The sequence below is a fragment of the uncultured Muribaculum sp. genome (assembly GCF_910583865.1).
Classification (GTDB): Bacteria; Bacteroidota; Bacteroidia; order Bacteroidales; family Muribaculaceae; genus Muribaculum.
Map to the genome: position 1 here is coordinate 1 of NZ_CAJTYX010000026.1, position 21,999 is coordinate 21,999.

General features: G+C 52.2%; 12 protein-coding genes. 10 read left to right on the forward strand and 2 right to left on the reverse strand.

What is annotated here, in order from left to right:
• Nucleotides 1–23: 23 nt before the first annotated feature.
• Both QZ303_RS07055 and QZ303_RS07060 read right to left on the reverse strand, forming a co-directional pair.
• Nucleotides 24–2,612: a UvrD-helicase domain-containing protein gene (locus QZ303_RS07055; RefSeq protein ID WP_295731095.1), complete on the reverse strand. Its 2,589-nt coding sequence runs from the start codon at nucleotides 2,610–2,612 to the stop codon at nucleotides 24–26.
• A 233-nt stretch (nucleotides 2,613–2,845) separates the two neighbouring features.
• Nucleotides 2,846–8,893, reverse strand: a complete 6,048-nt coding sequence (locus tag QZ303_RS07060; RefSeq protein WP_295731098.1) for a C10 family peptidase — start codon at nucleotides 8,891–8,893, stop codon at nucleotides 2,846–2,848.
• A gap of 375 nt (nucleotides 8,894–9,268) precedes the next feature.
• Here QZ303_RS07060 and QZ303_RS07065 point away from each other — a divergent pair, with 375 nt between their 5' ends.
• The 10 genes from QZ303_RS07065 to QZ303_RS07110 all read left to right on the forward strand — a co-directional run bounded on the left by QZ303_RS07065 (nucleotide 9,269) and on the right by QZ303_RS07110 (nucleotide 21,990).
• Nucleotides 9,269–10,531 carry a 3-phosphoshikimate 1-carboxyvinyltransferase gene (locus QZ303_RS07065; protein ID WP_295731101.1) on the forward strand — a complete coding sequence of 421 codons (1,263 nt, stop codon included), beginning with the start codon at nucleotides 9,269–9,271 and terminating at the stop codon, nucleotides 10,529–10,531.
• A gap of 95 nt (nucleotides 10,532–10,626) precedes the next feature.
• Nucleotides 10,627–11,091: a phospholipase gene (locus QZ303_RS07070; protein WP_295731104.1), complete on the forward strand. Its 465-nt coding sequence runs from the start codon at nucleotides 10,627–10,629 to the stop codon at nucleotides 11,089–11,091.
• Nucleotides 11,092–11,114: 23 nt separating this feature from the next.
• Nucleotides 11,115–11,930 (forward strand): metal ABC transporter permease, encoded by an 816-nt coding sequence (locus tag QZ303_RS07075; RefSeq protein WP_295731107.1) that lies wholly within the window; start codon nucleotides 11,115–11,117, stop codon nucleotides 11,928–11,930.
• Nucleotides 11,931–11,962: 32 nt separating this feature from the next.
• Nucleotides 11,963–14,926, forward strand: a complete 2,964-nt coding sequence (locus QZ303_RS07080) for a tetratricopeptide repeat protein (RefSeq protein WP_295731109.1) — start codon at nucleotides 11,963–11,965, stop codon at nucleotides 14,924–14,926.
• Between the two features lie 11 nt (nucleotides 14,927–14,937).
• Nucleotides 14,938–16,482, forward strand: coding sequence for a bifunctional response regulator/alkaline phosphatase family protein (locus QZ303_RS07085; protein ID WP_295731113.1), 1,545 nt, complete (start codon nucleotides 14,938–14,940; stop codon nucleotides 16,480–16,482).
• A 28-nt stretch (nucleotides 16,483–16,510) separates the two neighbouring features.
• A complete protein-coding gene (tsaE, locus tag QZ303_RS07090) occupies nucleotides 16,511–16,948 on the forward strand; it encodes a tRNA (adenosine(37)-N6)-threonylcarbamoyltransferase complex ATPase subunit type 1 TsaE (RefSeq protein ID WP_295731117.1) in 438 nt (145 codons plus the stop codon).
• A gap of 7 nt (nucleotides 16,949–16,955) precedes the next feature.
• Nucleotides 16,956–17,201: an Imm17 family immunity protein gene (locus tag QZ303_RS07095; RefSeq protein WP_295731121.1), complete on the forward strand. Its 246-nt coding sequence runs from the start codon at nucleotides 16,956–16,958 to the stop codon at nucleotides 17,199–17,201.
• Entirely contained in the window at nucleotides 17,186–17,923 is a 738-nt protein-coding gene (locus tag QZ303_RS07100) for a biotin--[acetyl-CoA-carboxylase] ligase (RefSeq protein ID WP_295731122.1), read from the forward strand. The genes QZ303_RS07095 and QZ303_RS07100 overlap by 16 nt, the downstream gene beginning before the upstream one ends.
• A gap of 147 nt (nucleotides 17,924–18,070) precedes the next feature.
• Nucleotides 18,071–19,876 (forward strand): hypothetical protein, encoded by a 1,806-nt coding sequence (locus QZ303_RS07105; protein WP_295731124.1) that lies wholly within the window; start codon nucleotides 18,071–18,073, stop codon nucleotides 19,874–19,876.
• 89 nt (nucleotides 19,877–19,965) lie between these two features.
• Entirely contained in the window at nucleotides 19,966–21,990 is a 2,025-nt protein-coding gene (locus tag QZ303_RS07110) for an alpha amylase C-terminal domain-containing protein (protein ID WP_295731127.1), read from the forward strand.
• Nucleotides 21,991–21,999 lie beyond the last annotated feature (9 nt).

A 21,999-nucleotide genomic window follows, 5' to 3' on the forward strand; every position in this document is an offset into this window, starting at 1 on the left:
CGGTCCTATTTTTCAATCGCCCTCTAAAGTTTAGCGGACAGTAATAATTTTTTATAGCGTAATTGAAGAGGATAGCCGCATATCGGACAACATTTTGTCTCTTTGGTGCCGTCGTTTTTATATTCATCTAACTGCCCACGGAGTAAGACATTAGGATAGTCACGTACCAATTCTCTTACGAAATTGGAGGGTCTTTGTTGTGGTGTTACAATATAAACTCTATTTTTGGTGCGTGTTAATGCTACATAAAATAATCGTCGTTCCTCGGCATATTCAATTGAACAATCATAGTTAAGTACATATTTTAAGACCGGGTCATCTTGAATCTGTGACGGGAATCCATAGTTGGCATCGATTGCATTTATTATGATTACATTGTCATATCCAAGACCTTTTGCACGGTGTGCTGTCATGAATTCCAGATTGACATCTTTAAAAGTTTTGGATGTTATTGTACCGGTCTTTTCCCAATAAATGAAGTCTGCAGATTTTGTCAGATTGAAGCCGTCAAAACCATATCGGCCCAGTAAAAGTATGGATGAGTCTGGATTCTCAGCCAAAATTTCTTTTATAATTCCCTCAACAGTTTTTCCGATGAGAAAATATTTTCCGCCTTTGCCCTCATATTTGGTTCTGTCTACTTCTTCAGTATAGGATTGGATTATTACAGGATTAGTTATTCTTTTGGAGGATAGAAGTGATTTTTGAATCTGAGAAGTGTTTTTCTGTATAAAGTTGCCTGCAATATCGATTAAATCCTGGGCATTTCGATATGTACGGGTTATATGCAACTCCTTTCCATAACCGAATGTCTTTTTGAATTCGGTAAACAAAGTAATATCAGAACCGGCATAAGCATATATGGATTGCCAGTCGTCTCCGACTGCAATGACTTTGGCATTGCAGAGTTTGCTTAATTCTTTGGTCAAATTAAATCTTTGGCGTGAAATATCCTGGTATTCATCGACAATGATGTATTTGAAATCCAATTTTGTACCCTTTATTTCTTCTTCGCGGATAATACGGGCGGATATGTTTATCATATCCTCGAAGTCAATAGCATCTTTTTCTTTTAGGCGTTTTGAGTATTCATAATAACATTGTTCGCAAATCGTCAGGAATAATCCGCTACGGACATTCTGAGTGCTATTTTGGAATCGATATAAATCATCAAGAGTGTAGTTGTTGGTCTTGAAGTTTTGTATGAATGTGCATATTAGTTTCACGAGTTTCGAGATGTATCGATTCTCTTCTGTACTTATGATTTTGTCGAAAATTTCGCGTGAGGGGCGTGGCCTTAATTCAAAGCCATGATTGATCAGCTCTTCCTTCAAATGTGCCAACAGGTCTTGTCCGTCATTATATTCCGAAAATGTATAGATTAAATCTGTTTTATGCTTGCGATGAATGGTTATTTTATCATTTACGGCATTCTTATATTGTGATAACTGTTCTGTCGAATAGCGATTATTACGACCATCCTGTGTAATGCCGAAGTGTTCTATATAAGCAATCTTATCATCTTGGGTTATGGTGAAATCAGGGGTGTATGGCTTATATGAGTTGGGTATATTGTATGGATAGGTTTTTTCATAGGTATAATCTATCCCCTGAGTATACAAGAAGTTTGCTATTCTTACCTCTTGGGCTGAACGTAATGTCTCATGCACAATACTTATATGCCTGCCGGTACGACTATCGATTATTTTTTCGGTATATTCGTTAATGTTACCACGTAAGGTTGAAAAATCAGCCTTTTTGATATAGTTAAAAAAGTCATTTAAATCGTTGCCGTCGTATGGTGCATCAAAATAACTTCCAAAGAAAAGTATGAGTTTATCTACGAGTTCGGGATTCTCGAGTATATTAGTCTTTAGATAGTTGTTTATGACATGAAACATGAAGCCTTGATCTACCACTATCTTGCGAGTATCTTCTTGTCGACGAATAATGGCATATCCGGTTTTATGGAAAGTGGTGATAGGGCAATCAATATTCAATGCTTTGTTGATCTTATCACGGAGTTCTCCAACTGCTTTATTTGTGAAAGAGATGACTAATATCTGATTTGGGCGTATTCCTCTTTTTTCTACGAGATATTTTACTTTTGCCGCTACTGTCGTTGTTTTACCCGCACCGGCTCCTGCAATTACAAGGGTATAATCTTCATCCGACAATACAACTCTTCGTTGCTCATCGTCAAGGCTTATATTAGAATCGATGTTGTCAAGGATATGGTTCAGATAGTCTTTTTCAGAAACAAGGTGTGAAGCGATATATTCATCATTATGGGCTCTTATGCGTCCGGATTCGATTGGATTTAATAAATCTTCATAAGATGATATAAAATACTCTGCCTGATAAAGTTTAATGCTTTTATCGCGACAAAAGTAAGACAATGTTCCAGTGTCTTTAAGTGTTTTGAATTGGTTATATAAGGATGAAAATGAGTTGGTAAGCTCAGAACAGTCATTTCTTGCAATGAAGTGATCAATTCGGAGCAATTCCTGTAATTGGTATTCGAATGAAGATAATAATGATGATTCATGAGAGGGAGCTTTCTCATGAACAATCATTTCCTTTAATTTATTTAATGCATTGATTAAAGACATGGACAGGACAGTAATCTCTTGCTTGATTTGCCATTATTCATGCAAATATAGCTATTTTCATTTATCGGAATGAAGAGAGCCACGTATATTCTTAATCCTAATCGAGAAAATAAGCTGAAAAAATGAGAGAATTATGATTGTCGAGATTAAGAGATAATAAAAATTCCCGGCTGTCATCGCGACAGCCGGGAATCCGGTTTGGAATGATTGATATTAACGCTTTATAAGAGTTTTCAGAAGGAGAATTTGCGACCTTCGATTATATATATACCACGGGAGATGCCTGTAATCACGTTGCGGCCCGGAGCGAGGGTGATTGCTCCTGCGAGGCGTCCGTCGACGGTGTAGATGGCGGTCTGCCTTTCCTTTGCCGAATAGATTACCAGAGCGTCGTCCTCTACTCCGAACGAGAGGTCGATATCACCGTCTACGGAATCGATTCCTGTGGTGGGATCGTCGCCGAGGTCGATTTCAATCTGCTCTGCTCCATCGTTGCTTACAGCATATACCGAGAAGGGTGCTACAGCTACGGTGGCTGTGTCGTTGGCCTGTTCGGTGGCTGTGCGTACGAATGCATTTCCTTCCTCGTTGAGGACGTAGGTGGTTGCCGGGGCTGCTTCGACTGCCTTGTAGGTGGCGACGAGGTCGTAGCCCGTGGCGCTGACGCTCATGTGGTCGGGTGTGGCCGGGATGACAGCGTTGTTGGCGGCAGAGAGACGGACTTCGCCGGAAGCAGCGCCGAGTCGCATGAGATATGGCTTGTTGGCCTCGATATTTTCCTGACGGACGAATATCTCTTCGTCGGTGTCGAAGGTAATGGCTGTGTAGTTGCCTTCCTGGTCATCCTCACCCCAATCGAGCGACGGGTTGAGCGGCAGGTTGTCAGAAGCAAGGGCTACAGTCTCGACGTTGAACGGCACTACGAGCGGCGACCATGCTCCTGCTGCATCGGCGCTGTTGGCCGGGGCGGTGAGCGATATCTCGTCGTTGTCGCCGAGGGTGAACTTGTTGGCTATTTCGAGAGGATATCCTGCACGGAGCGATATGTTGCCTGCGGAGGTGTAGATGCGGCCTTCACGCTGAGTGGTGACTCCGTCGACCTCCTCGGTCACTGTGCCGATTGTCGTGGCGATATAGTTGCCGGCTGCCGAGGGCACTGCCACGTTCTCGCCAAGGATTATGAGACAGTTGGGGTTGACTCCTTCAAAGGCTTTGTCGTTGAATCCTGCGGCGCGTGATGCTGCGGGAGCGCGCATGGCCGATGATGACGATGCCGTGGCGGCGTTGAGGTTGATCGAAGTGATGTTGTCGCATCCGCTGAATGCTCCGGCTCCGATGGCGTCTACTCCGGTGAGAGTGATTGATGTGAGCGACGAGCAACCGTTGAATGCTCCGTCACCGATGGTGCTGATCGATTGGGGCACGGTAACCGTGGTGAGGTTCGAGCAACCGTCGAAAGTGTTGGCTTCGATTGTAGTGGCTGCTTCGGGGAGGGTGATGGTGGAGAGCGTTGTCATGCCGTTGAATGTGCCGGCAGGCACGTCACCGTTCATGTCGGAAAGGTCGAGTTCCTCAAGTGAGGTGAACGATTCCTTGACGCTGTTGAGGATCTCGGGCGTGATTTCACCCTCAAGGGCGATGGAAGTGATGTCGACAGCTTCTTTCACGTCGATGGAGTTGAACTCCTCGGGGTTGAGGGTAGCGCCGTTGACAGGCACTGCGAATATCTCGACAGTCATGTCGGAATCGGCTACATTGATGCTGTAGTAGCCATCCTCATCGGGGGTGATGACACTCTTGGCAGCCTTTACGCGAGCTTCGATATTCTCTCCGTTGGCCTTGGCGGCATCCATGTTGACCGTGAAGCGCACTGTCGAGCCTTCGGTGACGTTTTCAAGCACGGGAGCGAGGGCGTCGTAATAGTTCCATGTCTCGAACTCTGTGGCTGAGGCGCCCATTGTATCCTCGTTGTTGCGGATTTCCTCGGGAGCGATGGTGAAGAGTTCTGACGAGCAGTTGAACTTCACGTCGAGGAGGCGTACTACCTTGATGGTGTGGTTGCCGCTCTTGTCGGCATGCTTGTTGGGGTTCCAGTAGGTGACTGTTACCGATCCGTCGGCAGCAACAGCATCGTCGGCGAGCAGTATGTCGTTGTCGTAGACCTTGACCTTGGCTGCGGCGTCGTATGCGTCCATGCCTTCGGGGCGTCCTTCTGTGAGATTGCTCTTGACTCCGATGTAAAGTTTGCGGTCGAGGCTGTCGAGGGCGATGTTGTCCTTGAGGAACGATGCGGCTCTTGACACATTGTCCTTGATTTCCGCGTCGGTCACGAAGCAGCTTGCGGCATCATATTCGAGGGAATATACGGGGTATTCGCTTACGATGTTGAATTTGCCAGCTTCCCAACCGTTGGACCAGTCAAACGTCGGATAGTCGTCTTTCGTACGAGGAGTTTTGTAGGCTTCAAGATGTTCCGCAGGAACTACTACGGTCACTTTCTTGTTGTCAGGAAGGCCGGTTTTAAGTGAGTGGTAGGACATATAATACCAATGACCTATATTTCCGTTAGCACCAGGTTTGCAGGGAACATATATTGTTTCGAGAGAATTACATCCGAGAAAAACATCATCCAGGATACCTCCTCGAGTTAAGTCTCTCACTACTCCGCTTGAGACCACCTTTCCTGATGACCAAACGCGTAAATTCTCGGGGAGTCTTATCTCTTTTAGTCTGCTGCATCCTTTGAATGCATCGCTGTCGAACTGTACGAGTGTCGGAGGAAGAATGATTTCTTCGATATGGCAGCCTCCTAATTCGTTGTTATACAATGCACGTGCGGGGAATACATTATCAAGACCGGTAGTGCCTGCATTTTTGTCACGGTCGCACACGAATTGCGCTTCAGAGAGATCCAGATATTTGATATTGGCGGCAATCCAATAGTTTTGGCGGAAGAGGTTGAAGTCATAGTAATCAATCTTGCCTACGATTTTGAGTTTCTTGATGTTGCGGAACTTTTCTGCTGTAGCGTAATTGATCTCGCCCCAGTTGGAGATGCCTTCATCGCCTGAGAGATAGAGGTGTTCACCCTCTTTGAGTACTACGGTGGCCTCGGTATAGCTTACAGGGGGTACGACTTTGATATCAAAGTTCATATCCTGCTTGGCGATGAAGGAGTAGCTGAATGTCTTGCCGCCGTTGACGATGGTGTCGCCGTTGACTGCTACGACCAAAGTGTGGGATGCGGTCTTTGGTGTGATTTTGAATGTGAGGTCACGGCCACGTACCGCGCTCTTTACCACGCCTGAGAGGTTGGCCTTATCCTCAAGACCTTCGGGGAAGGTGAAGTTATAGACAGGAGTCTGGTTGTTGAGGGCGGGGAGTGCGGCGATCACATCGTCGGACTTTCCGCCTACGAGCGACCATGTGTTCTTGTTGAACGAGGTGGCCAGACGGATGAGGTTGCCTTCGCGCACTGTCGATTCCTTTACGCAGCATTTGATGGTCATCTTGAGGCCGTCACCGGAAGCACCGGACGATACGGTTATGGGTGAGATGAATTCCTTGATGTTGCCATCCTTGTCTGTGAGCACTGCGGCCCAGAACATGGAACTGTAATCGGCAGGGATGTAAAGAGCGTTGGCACGTATGTCGAAGTTGATTCCGGGAATCACGTTGACGGCATCGGTGAAGAGACCTACCGTGCCTCCGTGGTTGGTCAGCTGCCAGGGTGAGGGAGATGCGTTGCAGGGGGTAGGCTTTACAAGGTCGAAGTGAATGATGGTGTTGCCGTTTACGGTGGTGTTGTAGCGGCCTTCTGCATCGGGGGTAAGCTTGATGTTGTTGGCGTAGACGTCCATGCGGTCGTCGTTGTCGGCGATATGCTCGGCGGTGAATGTCACCTTCGTGCCTTTCTGAAGGCGTCCGTTGGGTGTGTCGCAATCGAACTTGACGGCATTTACGTCCATCACGGCGAATGCGAAGTCTGTCATCGCGGGTATGGGATCAACGGTGATCTTGGTGGCTATCTCGCTCCAGTTCTCCTTGTTCTTGTAGTTGTTGACGGCCTTTTCATTGGGCACGTGCAGAACGATGTCGCCCTTGGATGTGCCTGCGAATACACACCAGTTGATGAACTCTGCTGTCTCGCGTCCTACCCACACGTCGCGCAGACGCCATGCGTTGAGGAAGATGTTGTATTCATAGGTTTTTACGCCGGCGGGTATCTTGATGGACGTGATGCCGCAGGAGCGGAAAGCAGCGTTGTTGATGCGGTTGATGTTGTTGGGTAGGAGCACCTCAGTGAGCTGTCCCTGGCCCTGGAAGGCCTGCTTGGGTATGGCGTTGGCCTGGTTGACGCCGTTAGCGGCGATGTAGACCGACGATATGTCGAGACGGTTGAGTTTCATCTTGCTGCGCATGAACTCGAAGTCGCGTGCATCGATTGATCCGAACAGTGTGAGATCCTTGATGGTGCCGGTCTCGCTTTCTGGTATGAGAGTGGCAAGCTCACCGGGGTTCTCCACCCATATGCTGCGCTTTGCCCTCACCTCCGATGCTTTCTGCACGAGTATGGCAATCTCCTGATCTTCCTTGACGTTGGCTATGGAGTAGGTGTTGTTGGCGCCGGGAGTTAGTATGTAGCCGTTGGCTTTCACTGTCACTACGTCCTCGGCGGCGTTGGCTACCGCGACATTGAACGAGTAGTCCCATCCACGGATTACCTTGTCCTCTCCGGAGAATGTGGCTCCTGTCACCGATGCGGGGAAGTTGATTGCGAAATAGTCGGCGGCTGTGCGGATTGCTGGAATTTCGTTGATGGTGTAAAGTTCACCGGCCACGGGAAGCCATGTGGTGCCGTTGTCGTCGGAGGTGACGATGCGCACCATGTCGCCCTGCTCGGCTGTGGCTCCACCCTTGAGCGAGCAGTTGCGCAGGGTTACGTAGCCTGAGCCGAGGGTTGCCATCGACTGTAAATTGAATCCGGCCGGCTCGCTGAGGAGCGACTTCATAGTGCCGTCGGCACCGAATAGGGCTACAGCGATCTTGCCGCTGAAGTTTGTGTAGGCGAGGTTCTTCATGTTGCCCACACGCACGGTGAATGCCTTTCCGGATGTCAGGTCGGTCAGGTCTGTGCCGATGCCGGGCTGGCCGCCGTCGGCGGTGATGTGGATGGTCGACCATGCCTTGTTGGCACCGGTGGCGGGCTTTATGTTATAGATGATGGTCTGGAGATTGTTGAAGTTATGGGCCTGGCTCACGGAAGGGTTGAGCGAGGTGCTGAGGAAGTATCCGTTGGCTGCGCCTCCCCATCCCCAGTTGAAATGGAAGTATCCGCCTGCACGGTATCCGTCGCATATGAAGGCGTGGCCTACGGTGACATCCTGACCGCAGTAGAGCACCGGACGTCCGGCATCGATCTCATCCTTGACGATCTTGTCCCATGCGGCCTGTGACGATACTTCGGCGCGCTTCTTGAACGATACGCCCGGGTCGTAGTTGAAATAGTTGGAGAGAGCGGCGGGCACGCGTACTTCATAGGCGCTTGATCCCGACATGCCGAACTGTGTATTGATACTTTTCGCGGCATGGTAGACAAGCGTAGCTACTGCGTCGGCCTCTGCCTGTGAGTAGCCGGAACGGTAGTTGTCGGAGCGCATGTTGTCCCAGTCATAGGCTACGTCGAAGCTTACGCCGTCGTAGCTGCCTGTGCCCTGGGCGGGATAGTTATAGTATTTCATTATCGAGGCCATGGCTGTGCCCACACATCCTACGAGGGGATGCCCCGGGATGGCGTCGTTGAAGGGAGCTTCCTGGCTCCATGACGGTGTGTTGAGCAGCTTTTCGGTAGCTTCGGCAGCTGCCGCGCGTGCCGCGCTGCGGCGCACGGTAGGAGTCATGGGCTTCTGAAGCTTTGATGCGGCCTTGATTTCTTTCTCTACGCCGTCCATCATCCATTTCATGGCATCGGGAACTTTGGAAACAATGTACGGATTGTCGAATGAGAACCCGAGCACGGGGGTCGTGCAGTCCTCGGCGGAAACGATTACGAATCCTTTTCCGTCCTTGGCGTTGAAAACATAATAAAGCGGTTTCGACTCCGACCCTGCGGTATAGGCAAGTTCCAGAGTGTTTCCGTCCGTGTTTGCTTTGTTGGCGGAGGCAAAAAAGTCATTTGCCAGTTGCCGAGCGTCCTCCACGGGCACTACGGCAGCATAGGCTGAGACCGATGCAGTCGCAAACAATGCGAGGCTTAGCATTTCGTGATGATGTCGTAACATAGCCTTGATGTTAATTCGCGTTAATAAATAGTTGATTTTGTTGTTGATAATTTTCTGGTTTGTTGCAGTCACCATGGTGGCTGCGAGGGAGTTTCATTCACTAAAAACTCAGCGTTTAATCTATCCGGCGACAAAGGTATTAAAAAATACTAACACGGTGCAACTTTTTCGTAAGAAAAATGACAATGTGATGTAACTTTTGTGTAACCGAATTGTAAAATGGACTACCTGCAAAAAATGTCATCGAAAATGACTAAATTTGCGAATGTATCCGATTTGCGGGCTTAACGAGTTAAGGACATTAGGGACATTAAGGTCATTAGGGCTTTGAAGCATGCGGATGCGATTATATATAATTAATGTGTATCTGAGAATATGGACTATAGGATATTCCCGCCTGAGGAGCTGCCGGAAGCGATTGTCGGACTGCCGCTGTCGAAAAGTATAAGCAACCGGGTGTTGATAATCAATGCTCTCGCAGGTGGTGCACCGATGACATGCCAGGTGGCCCGCTGCGATGATACCGACGTTATGGTTTCCGCCCTTGAGTCGGAGGATGAGAATCTGTCGGTAGGGGCAGCGGGTACTGCGATGAGGTTTCTTACGGCCTATTTTGCTGCAAAACCAGGCCGAACCGTCTCGCTCGACGGTTCGGAGCGCATGCGTCGACGGCCAATAGCACCGTTGGTAGATGCCTTACGGGAGTGCGGCGCTGAAATATCCTATCTTGGAGAGGAGGGCTTCCCTCCGTTGAGGATCGCGGGTAAGAAGCTCCACGGAGGAGAAATCGCGCTCGACGGTTCGGTAAGTTCGCAGTTCGTGTCGGCGTTGCTGATGATTGCGCCCGCTATGTCGGATGGACTGGTGCTACGACTGGAGGGCGACGTGGTGTCGCAGCCCTATATAGCCATGACGCTCGGCATCATGGCGGAGTGGGGTGTGGATGTCGTGCGCGATGGTGATGTGATAAGGGTGCCGCATTGCAGCTACACTGCTGTGCAATATCATGTCGAGGCCGACTGGAGCGCGGCATCCTATTGGTACGAACTTCAGTCTTTCAGTTTCGGCACGATAGGGCTTCGCGGACTTATGAAGGGGGGCAGCCTGCAAGGCGATTCGGTACTTATGGACATCTACCGCAATTTCGGAATAGTCACGGAGGAGAGCGAGGAATTTCCCGGTGTGCTCGACCTGATGGCCGACCCTGACATGACACCACGCTACGAGGCTGACTTCAGTGCCATGCCCGATCTCGCACAGACCGTCGTGGTCAGCTGCTGCATGCTCGGTGTGCCGTTCCATATCACAGGTCTGAGAACACTTAAGATCAAAGAGACCGACAGGCTTGAGGCATTGCGGAAAGAATTGATGAAGATATCGTTTGTGGTCGATATCGATGACGACTCAATATCATGGGAGGGGAGACGCTGTCCGGTCGACGGCAGCCGGAAAGTGGCCATCGACACTTACGATGACCATCGGATGGCCATGGCCTTCGCTCCTGTGGCATGGTATATACCCGGACTGATAATCCGTAATGCCGAGGTAGTCTCGAAGAGCTATCCCGACTATTGGAACCATCTGCGTGCCGCAGGATTCGTGATTGATGAGCTTGCGCCGCAGGAGGGCGATGCATGATGGGTGTCGCATTTGTAATATTTCTGGCTGTAGGGTGCATCATGCTCGGATTGTGGGCAGAGCGCCGCACGAGCCGCAGAAAATAGAAAGGTAATATGGAAGTGATAATCATAATATCAGCCGTGCTGCTGGTGGCTGGTGTGCTTCTGTGGGCGCATGACCGTATGTCGCGGCATCGTAAAGACGTGCCGTCCACCGACAGTGGCAGTGCGGATGCAGCGGTGTCATCCGGCGATATGCAGCCACAGGAGACGGAAGAAGAGGAATGCTGCGGGATGCACATCACGTGCGAACGCGACAGCCTTCTGGCTGCCGTCAGTCCCGAGATAGTCTATTATGACGATGAGGAACTTGACCGTTTCCGCGGACGTGCCGCCGACGACTACACCGACGAGGAGATAGAGGAGTTCCGCGACGTGCTGCTCACCCTCCTTCCCGACGACATCGCAGGGTGGGGGAGGAGCATACAGCAGCGTGACATCACTTTGCCGACCCCCATCCGCCAGGAACTGCTGCTTATAGTGGCCGAGGTGCGTGAGTCGCGCGGAGTGCATGCTTAGGTATCTCAATTCCATATGTCATCATGAGTTATCTTGACTACACATTTTTCCGTTATGCTCTTGTCGGTCTGGTGATAATCAGCATAGCCGGAGCCATGATCGGCACATATATCACCACTCGCCGGATGGTATCGATCACCGGAGGCATCACTCATGCATGCTTCGGAGGTCTCGGACTGGGTTATTTCCTCGGGCTGAGTCCGGTTATCACGGCGGCCGTCTTTGCCGTAGCCTCGGCCCTTGGGATAGAAGGGCTTGCCACACGCTATCGCGTGCGAGAGGATTCGGCGATTGCCGTTGTGTGGTCGCTTGGAATGGCCGTGGGCATACTTTTCGTGTTTCTTACGCCCGGATATGTGCCGGAGCTGAATTCATTCCTTTTCGGCAACGTGCTTACCATAGGGCGTGGCGACCTGCTGGCTTTCGCCATCTATACGGTTGTCGTCGGGCTCTTTTTGGGTGTGTGCCGCAATGTGGTGGTGGCATGCGCTTTCGATGCCGATTTCGCACGCGTAGCCGGATTGCCAGTGCGCGTCGTCAATACCCTCATGACCGCTCTTGTCGCCATAGGGATCGTGCTTACGATAAGGCTTGTCGGCATAATGCTGCTTATCTCCATACTCACCGTGCCGGTCATCGTGGCGGAGATATGGTGTCGGCGTTTCACCTCCATAATATGGGTTTCGGCAGCCGTAGGGACAGTCAGCTCTGTGGGTGGCCTCTTTCTTGCCACGGTGGTCGACGTGCCATGCTCGGCCATGATCGTGTTGCTTCAGATCGGCGTATATCTCGTCTCGCGCGTGGCGTTTGGAGTGGCGGTGCGCCGAGGTGTGCAATAACCTGCGGGTGGCAGGCGTTTTATTATTAATATATGTATAGAAGATCAAGGCTTGGACCGGTAATTATGGTGGCATTGGCCGCCTTGCTGGCTGTGTTGCAGGGGTGCAGTCTCCGCAAGAACACGGCGGCTACCCGCAAGTACACCGCTTTCATCACTCGCTATAACATATATTACAACGGGGACGAGCACTACAAGGAGACCCTCAAGCAGATGGAGTCGGGCTATGAGGATGACTATTCACAGCTTCTTTTTGCACATCCCGCCGATGCCCGTCGTGACGAGTCGGCCCCTCAGCCCTCAGGCGACTTCACCCGGTCGATAGAGAAGGCACAGAAGGCCATACAGCTGCGCAGCATCAAGAAGAAACCCAAGAAGAAGTCGGGAAAGTCGTCGGATCCGGCCTATAAGGCGTGGATGAAGCGCGACGAGTATAATCCGTTTCTACATAACGCCTGGATGATGATGGGGCGCTCGCAGTACAACAACGGCGACTTCCTCGGTGCCGCCGCCACGTTCTACTACATCACACGTCATTTCTCATGGCTTCCGGCCACGGTGACTGAGGCCAAGATATGGCAGGCGCGTGCCTACTGCGCCATGGGATGGGACTTCGAGGCGGAGAACATACTCACCAAGATTCATGAAAAGGAGCTTGAATCCAACAGCCGCCTGCGAGAAATTTACGACCTCGCACAAGGCTCATACTGGAGCCGTACCGCCGACCCGTCGAAGGCCATCCCCTATCTCGAAAGGGCGGTAAAGGCGGCCAAGGGTAGCCAGAAGTCGAGACTGAATTTCATGCTCGGCCAGCTATATCAACGTCAGGGCGAGAATGCCAAGGCCTATCAGGCTTATAAGCGCTCCTCGACATCGAGTTCGCCCTATCGCACACAAATCAATGCACGCATATGCCAGAGCGAGGTGTATTCCGGAGCCTCTATAGAGCCTGAGGTTAAAGCTCTGAGGCGCATGACCCGCTATGACCGCAACAAGGATTATCTCGACCAGATATACTACGCCATAGGCAACCTCTACCTGTCGCGCCGCGATACGGCAAATGCCATAGAGAACTATAAACTTGCCGCCGAGAAGTCGACACGCAACGGAATAGAGAAAGCCATCGACCAGCTTGCCCTTGGACGCCTCTATTTCGAGACACACCGCTATGAGCTTGCCCAGCCGTGCTATAGCGAGGCCGTACCTCTTTTGCCCCAGAGCTATCCCGGACTTGACTCCATAAAGAGGCGCAGTGACGTGCTCGACGAGCTGGCCGTGTATTCACAGAACGTCACTCTCAACGACTCGCTTCTGCGCCTGTCGGAAATGGATTCCGCCGCGCAGTTCAAGGTCATAGACAAGATTATTGCCGATCTCAAGAAGAAAGAGGAGGAGGAAGCCGAACGGCAGCGGCGCGAGGAGTTCATGGCCGACCAACAGGCCAACGGCTCGCAGATGCAGAATACAGGAAACGCCGCGTCGGCTCCAACCACGTTCATGATCAACAACGACGATTCATGGTACTTTTATAACACGGCCACGCGCAACGCCGGCCGCACGGAGTTCCAGAAGCGATGGGGCGCACGAAAGCTTGAAGATGACTGGCGTCGCCGCAACAAGGCCTCGTTCAGCTTCGACGAGTTTGAAAATTCAGAGGGCGACACCGCCGAAGGCGCGGATGCAGAAAATCCCGAAGGCGGAGACCTCGCGGAGGGAGAAGGAAACGCCACGCAGGAGAACGCAGACCTCGCGTCGGATCCACATAACCGTGAATATTATCTGCGCCAGATACCTTCCACGCCCGAGGAGAAACAGACTGCCAATGACGTTATAAAGGAGGGCCTTTACAACATCGGGCTGATACTCAAGGACCAGCTTGAGGACTACGATGCCGCCGCCCTTGACTGGGACGACCTGCTCCGTCGCTATCCTGACAACATCTACCGACTCGACGTGTACTACAACATGTATATGATGTATGCGCGAGACGGGCGCAAGAATCTTGCCGAACATTATCGTGCGCTGATCCTTAAGGAGTTCCCCGACTCGAAGTATGGGATGGCCATGCGTGATCCGGCCTATATCGACAATCTGCGCCGCATGAACGCCGAGCAGGAGAGCCTTTACGAGAAGGCCTATGCCGCCTATCTCGACAACCGCAACGATGAAGTGCATGCCGCCTACCGCGATATGATGCAGCGCTATCCGCTGAGCAAGATTATGCCGAAGTTCATGTTTATCGACGCGCTTTCCTATGTGACTGAAAACAAACCGGAGGAGTTCCGCTCCACCCTCAAGGAGCTGCTTGAACGCTATCCGCAGACCGACATCACCCCATTGGCTTCGGCCTATCTGAAGGCGCTCGCACAGGGTCGTAAACTGCATTCCGGAGCGTCAAACACCCGTGGCATGCTTTGGGATCTGCGTTTGGGCAACGACAGCGTGTATAACGAGAACGACTCCATCACGTTCGACCTCAATCCCGATGTGCCGCAGCTGCTTGTGCTCGTCTATCCTACCGATGAGGTCAATGCCAACCAGCTGCTTTATGATGTGGCCTACCACAATTTCAGCGCATTTGTCGTGAGGGATTTCGACCTTGAACAGATGAACTTCGGGCGACTTGGACTGTTGCTCATAAAGGGATTCGCCAATTTCGAGGAACTTAACCATTACCGCAAGGTGATGGACGAGGAAGGACGCCTGACGCTGCCGCCGGAGGTACGTCCGGTGATGATCAGCGTCGAGAATTTCAACAAACTCATCCATCAGGGGCGCAGCTTCGAGGACTATTTCCGCTATGTCGACGCGCAGGCCGAGGAGCAGCCCGTCACGGCATCGCCCGGACTCACCGACAGTCCTCCGAAGGATAGCGACGGATTCCCCGTTGCCGATCCGTCTGCCGATCCGGAGGTGCAGCCGGAAGATGACGTCCCATCCGAATCGGCATCGTCCGAATATGAAATGCATCCCGCCTCCGAACCTGCTTCAGAATAAACCGAACAGATATGCCAGACTCCATACTTTGGGCCGATGACGAGATAGATCTCCTGAAGCCCCACATACTTTTCCTGAAAAGCAAGGGTTACGACGTGACCACCGTCAACAACGGGCGCGACGCGCTCGACCTGGTGGCTTCGCGCCCGTTCGACCTGATAATCCTCGACGAGAACATGCCCGGGCTTACCGGCCTTGAGACGCTCATGCTCATCAAGCAGTCGGCCCCCCATGTGCCGGTGATAATGATTACCAAGAGCGAGGAGGAGAACATAATGAACCAGGCCATCGGCAGCAAGATATCCGATTATCTGATAAAGCCGGTCAACCCTACACAGATACTCCTGTCGATAAAGAAGAACCTCCACTCAGAGCGGCTTGTCACCGAGACCACGGCTACAGGCTACCGCCAACAGTTTACCGAATTGTCGCAGCTGATAGGTGACTGCCGCACTATCGGCGACTGGCAGCAACTTTACGGTAAGCTCGTCTACTGGGAGATGGAGCTTGCTGCCGCCCCCGACAGTGGCATGGAGGAGATGCTGATGATGCAGAAGCAGGAGGCAAATGCCGCCTTCAATAAGTTCGTGCGCAAGAACTATGAGACGTGGGTCACCACCGACGACCGTCCGCTTATGAGTCCGGCGATATTCAAAGAGAAGATTTTCCCGTTGCTCGACAATGGCGAGAAGGTGTTTTTCATACTCATCGACAATTTCCGTCTCGACCAATGGCGCACCATCAAGCCGTTGCTGGCCGACATGTTCAACTTCGACGAACAGCTCTACACTTCCATCCTCCCCACGGCCACGCAATATGCGCGCAACGCCATATTCTCCGGACTTATGCCTTTGCAGATAGAGCGCATGTTCCCGGAACTGTGGGTCGACGAGGACAGCGAGGAGGGGAAGAATCTCAACGAGTCGCCACTTATCGCCACGCAGTTCGAGCGCTATCGCCGGCGTGTCAAGTTCTCCTATAACAAGGTCAATGATTCCACCGGCAACGAACGCCTGATAAGGGAATTTTCCAATCTCGCCGTCAACGACCTCAACGTCGTCGTGCTCAACTTTATCGACATGCTGTCGCACGCACGTACCGAATCGAAGATGATACGCGAGCTTGCCGCCAACAATGCCGCCTACCGTTCGCTGACCGAGACATGGTTCCGCCATTCGTCGGCCATCGACCTTTTCCGGCGTATCGCCGAGTCAGGCTACCGCATTGTGCTCACTACCGACCATGGCACCATACAGGTCGATACCCCGGTGAAGGTGGTCGGCGACAAGAATACCAACACCAATCTCCGTTACAAGGTTGGGAAGAACCTCAACTATAATCCCCGGCAGGTCTACGAAATCAAGCGTCCGGAGAAGTTCGGATTGCCATCTCCCAATGTTTCTTCGACATACATCTTCGCCGGAGGACGCGACTTCTTCGCCTATCCCAACAACTACAATTACTATGTGCAGTACTATACCGGTACTTTCCAACATGGCGGCATATCCCTGGAGGAGATGATAGTGCCGATAATCACACTTACCCCCAAGAAATAATATTCCTCAATACGATTATATACACGAAATGACAACAGCACTTACAATACCTTCGCTTGCAGACATCGACAGCGTTGCCGAGAAGTTCATCGACCTCATGGGTGACCATACCGTGTTCGCATTCAACGGCGAGATGGGCGCCGGCAAGACCACATTCATCAACGCTCTGTCGCGTGCGCTCGGCGTTGACGACGATCCTACGAGTTCCCCGTCTTTCGCCATCATCAACGAATACCGCTCGTCGACCACTGCTGAACTCATCTACCATTTCGACCTTTACCGCCTTGAGAACCTGGAGGAGGCGTTTGACATAGGTGTCGAGGACTATCTCGACTCCGGAGCGCTCTGCTTCATAGAGTGGCCCGACAGGATCGCCGACATACTTCCGGACGACACCGTTACAGTCGATATCGCCGAACAGCCCGACGGCTCGCGTATGCTCACGGTGACCGTTCCCGACGAATAATCACCGTATGTCGGTTGAAGCAGCCAAGATGCTCCTCGTCATCATCTTTGCCGCTGTCGGGGTGTTTTCCGTGGCGGCAGGAGTGGCGGGTTGGCCGTGGTTTTATGCGAGTCTCAATGCCCGCATCCTCACCGGCAGGATGCGTCGCAGGCATGCACGCATATTCTATGTGGCGGTCGGTATCGCCATAATAGCCATGGCCGCCTATCTTTTCGTACAGCCGGTAAATGTTGCATCATGTCATCAGCGATAACGCATATTGTAAGGCTCGATTCAGTACCATCCACCAGCTCGTATCTGGCCACGGTGACTGACGCTCTCCCTCATGGTGCGGTAGTCATAGCACGTGAGCAGACTGCAGGTCGCGGGCAGCGCGGCAACTCGTGGGAGGCAGAGCCGGGCGCCAACCTCACATTTTCCCTCCTTCTGCGTCCCGAAGGAATACGTGCCGACAAGCAGTTCGGCTTGTCGGAGGCGGTGGCTCTTGGCATCGCCTCCACTTTGCAGAGGCATCTCCCCGACTCGGAAGTCCGCATAAAGTGGCCAAACGACATATATGCCGGCAACCGTAAGATATGCGGGATACTCATTGAAAACTCGCTGTTGGGGAGCGAGATACGCCGCAGTATCGCCGGTATAGGTATCAATGTAAACCAGACGGAGTGGCGCAGCGATGCACCGAATCCTGTGTCGATGGCCCAGATTGCAGGGCACTCTTTCCAGCTCGACGGAGTGCTTGAAGATACGGTGTCGGCCATAATGCATGAGTTTTCACTCCCTGCCGCCGACCGTCATGCACGCTACATGGAGTTGCTTTGGGGGCGAAGCGGACTCACCTATCGCGACAGCGCTACCGGCGATGTATTTCGCGCGTCCATCCATAGCATAGCCCCTGACGGGATGATGACTCTCGCGCCCTCCGACGGGTCACCTCTGCGCACGTATGCTTTCAAAGAAGTCGCTGTGATATTGTAAAAAGGATACTCACGCTCGGAAAAGTACAAGCGATATTGTCCTTTTCTCTCGACTTATTCGTATCTTTGGCAGTCGCCGTAGATACTCACGCTCGGCAAAGCTCAAATAAATTTGGCTTTGCACTCGACTTATTCGTATCTTTGCCATATGTCAACAATAAGACCATATACTTTACTCGCAGCTTTGGCGGCACTGACCGCGTCGGGACAGACTTTGTCGAAGGAGATTACCGTCGACAAGGATGTCGTCCCGCAGGAGCGCGAGGCATCAAGAATGATAATGACCCCGAAGCTCGTGCTTCCCGCCATCGAACGTGCTTCGCTCAAGTGGACAGACCGTGGTGTCACGGCCTCCGTGCCTTCGACTATCGCCACGCTTCCACCGGCAGCATATGCTTCATCGATTACTCCTTCGCCCTATCGCGGCTACGTGATGGCCGGCTATTTCCCCACCTTTCAGGCCGGACTGTCGGCGGGATACAGGATTGTGCGCACGGAGGATACTGACTTTGGGGCATGGCTGCAATATGACGGCAGCAATGTGAAGCGTACACCTCCATATGCTGAGAAAAAGATTTCCTACGACACGCAGGATGTGCGTGTCGGCCTTGATGGCTCGCACAAGTTCGCCGGCGTCGGCACTATCTCGGGGCGTGCTTCATACGGATTCTCCTCGTTCAACTTCCCGTCATTGGACGCGAAGGGCTTCACGCAAAATGTCAACCGCGTTGATGTCGGCCTTGATTGGCACTCGCAGCTCGGTGCGTTCGATTATTCTGTAGGCATAGGTTACGACTACTTCGGTTTCTCAAAGCCTGTCGGGAATGACAAGTCGCTCAAGGCTGAGAAAAACAATACGCTATCATTGGCACTTGGGGGCGCGTATGCTCTCTCCGATGCTTTTGCGGTAGGGGCTGATGTAGATTTCAATACGACAAAATTTACTTCAAATTGGGGCTGGCATATCATCACGGCATCCACTCATGCTGATGCATTTGAGCTACAGCCGGTGGAAGATTCCGTTGACAAGGTCCATTTCGTCAATCATGATAATATCAGCTACAGCATGACCGAGGCGCACCCGTATCTTCGTTGGAAGGATGAGAACCTCACGGTGAAAGCCGGAGTCGGTGTACAGATTGCGGGAGGCGACCGAGGAAGCAACCGTGTGCGCCCCGATTTACACATCGACTGGACGCCATCGAGCTCGTTCGGCATGTGGGCGCAGCTCAACGACCGCCGTGTCGACATGCAGACTCTCGGCTCTCGCTATGACCGCAACCGTTACATCAATCCCAACCAAGTGGCCGGCCCGATGTGGGACAAATGGCGAGTGGAAGGTGGAATGATAATCGGCCCGTTCAAGGGTGCATCTATAGAGCTGTGGGGTGGAACAGCGCGTGTGAATTCATATTTCTCTCCGGTGGTCTTTCCCGGAATGTACTATTATGCATCCTTTACATCCGAGGTTACAGGGAATATTTTCATGGGTTCATGCATGCCGATTGATGGGTTCACAGACGTGCATTACGGTGCTGCGTTCAACTATGTCTACCGCGACCTTGCGTCTGTGCGCGTCAGCTGGGAGGGTGCTCCGCAGGAGTTCGATAAAGGCAACATCAATGCCGTTGACCGAGCAAAATCGGTACTGCGCGCCGCTCTCGAAGTGCATCCACTGAAGCCGCTCGACGTGTCGGTGGGTTATACCGTCCGTTCGGGGCGTTGCACCTACAGCGTGCTTCCCGCGTCGCCCGACCTGTTCCTGCCATATGAACATACCCGTATATCACTCGGCAACGCCGCATCGCTCGACCTCAGTGCCACATGGCGCTTTTCCGACCGGTTCAATGTGTGGGGCAGCTTCGAGAATCTGCTCAACCGCGACTGGCAGATGGTCTACGGCATACCCAACAAAGGCTTGACAGGTCTGGTTGGAGTAAGTTACCGCTTTTGAGACGTGCTAATCCAGCCATAAACGTCATGAAGGCGTTATCTGCTAATAATCAAACGAGAATAAAAATCCAATAATCAACATAATTCACCATGGGACAACTTGCCATCATCAAAAACGACCCTTGGCTTGAGCCGTATTCGGCTGCCATCGAAGGTCGCCATCAGGATGCGATCAACAAGGAGAAGGAACTCACGGCCGATGCCGGTTCGCTGAAGGCTTTCGCCAATGCCTACAATTATTTCGGGCTACACCGTACCGACACCGGATGGGTGTTCCGCGAATGGGCGCCTCACGCCACCTCAATCAACCTTATCGGCGACTTCTCCAAGTGGAAAGTAATGCGTAAGTATGCCCTGCGCCGTATTGCCGCCTCCGATGGCGTATGGGAGATAAAACTCCCCGCCGAGGCGCTTCACAACGGCGACCTTTATAAGATGTATGTCTGCTGGGAGGGCGCATGCGGAGAGCGCATACCGGCATATGCCAACCGTGTGGTGCAGGATGAGCAGACACATATATTCTCCGCTCAGGTATGGTGTCCGGAGAAGCCCTACAAATGGGCCGTGAAGAAATTCGTTCCTGACACGAAACCGCTGCTGATTTACGAGTGCCATATCGGTATGGCTCAGGATCGTGAGGGTGTGGGCACATACAACGAGTTTCGCGAGAACGTACTTCCGCGTATTGCCGCTGACGGCTACAACGCCATACAGATAATGGCCATACAGGAGCATCCCTACTATGGCTCGTTCGGCTACCATGTCAGCTCGTTCTATGCACCGTCGTCGCGCTTCGGCACTCCCGAGGATCTAAAGGCTCTTATCGATGCTGCCCACCAGAAGGGTATAGCCGTCATAATGGATATCGTGCATTCCCATGCCGTTAAAAACGAGGTCGAGGGTCTTGGCCGTCTCGACGGGTCACCGGACCTCTACTTCTACGGCGACCATCGCCGCGAGCATTCCGCGTGGGATTCGCTATGCTTCGACTATGGCAAAAATCAGGTGTTGCATTTTCTGCTCTCCAACTGCAAATATTGGCTTGAGGAGTTCCGTTTCGACGGTTTCCGTTTCGACGGGGTGACCTCTATGCTCTACTACGACCACGGACTCGGCAAGGCGTTCGGCTCATATGCCGACTACTACGACGGCGGCCAGGACACGAACGCCATCGTCTATCTTACGCTTGCCAACAAACTCATCCACGAGGTGAACCGGCGTGCCATCACTATAGCCGAGGAGATGAGCGGCATGCCCGGACTGGCATCCCCGATAAAGAGCGGCGGCATAGGATTCGATTACCGTATGGCCATGGGCATTCCCGACTATTGGATAAAGACACTCAAGGAGAAGAAGGACGAGGATTGGCATCCTACCTCGATCTATTGGGAACTTACCAACCGACGCCCCGATGAAAAGACTATATCCTACGTCGAAAGCCACGACCAGGCCCTTGTGGGCGACAAGACGGTGATATTCCGGCTGATCGACGACCAGATGTACTGGCACATGACCAAGGGGGACGACAATGCAGCTGTCAACCGTGGCATCGCCCTGCACAAGATGATACGTCTTGTAACTCTCGCCACCATCAACGGCGGCTACCTCAACTTCATGGGCAACGAGTTCGGCCATCCCGAGTGGATTGACTTCCCGCGCGAAGGCAACGGATGGAGTTACAAGTATGCACGCCGCCAGTGGGATCTTGTCGACCGCAAAGAGTTGCGCTATTGCGAGCTTAACGCTTTCGACAATGCAATGATCGGGCTTGTGGGCGACGTCTACGACTTCCAGGCGCTCCCGGTAGAGAAACTGTGGGACAAGGACGACGACCAGGTGCTCGCGTTTAAGCGCGGTGATCTTGTGTTCGTGTTCAACTGGGCACCATTCAAGTCCTATGAAGGCTATGGATTCCTCGCGCCCGAGGGTGAATATGAAGTGATACTTTCTTCTGACAACAAGGATTTCGGAGGTTTCGGCAATATCGACGAGGGTGTACATCACTTCACACAGCCCGACCCGCTCTATGCTCCCGACCATAAAGGCTGGCTCAAGCTTTATCTGCCGGCACGCACCTGTCAGGTGCTCCGATTCCATCATCCGAAATCGGAATAAGAAATCCAT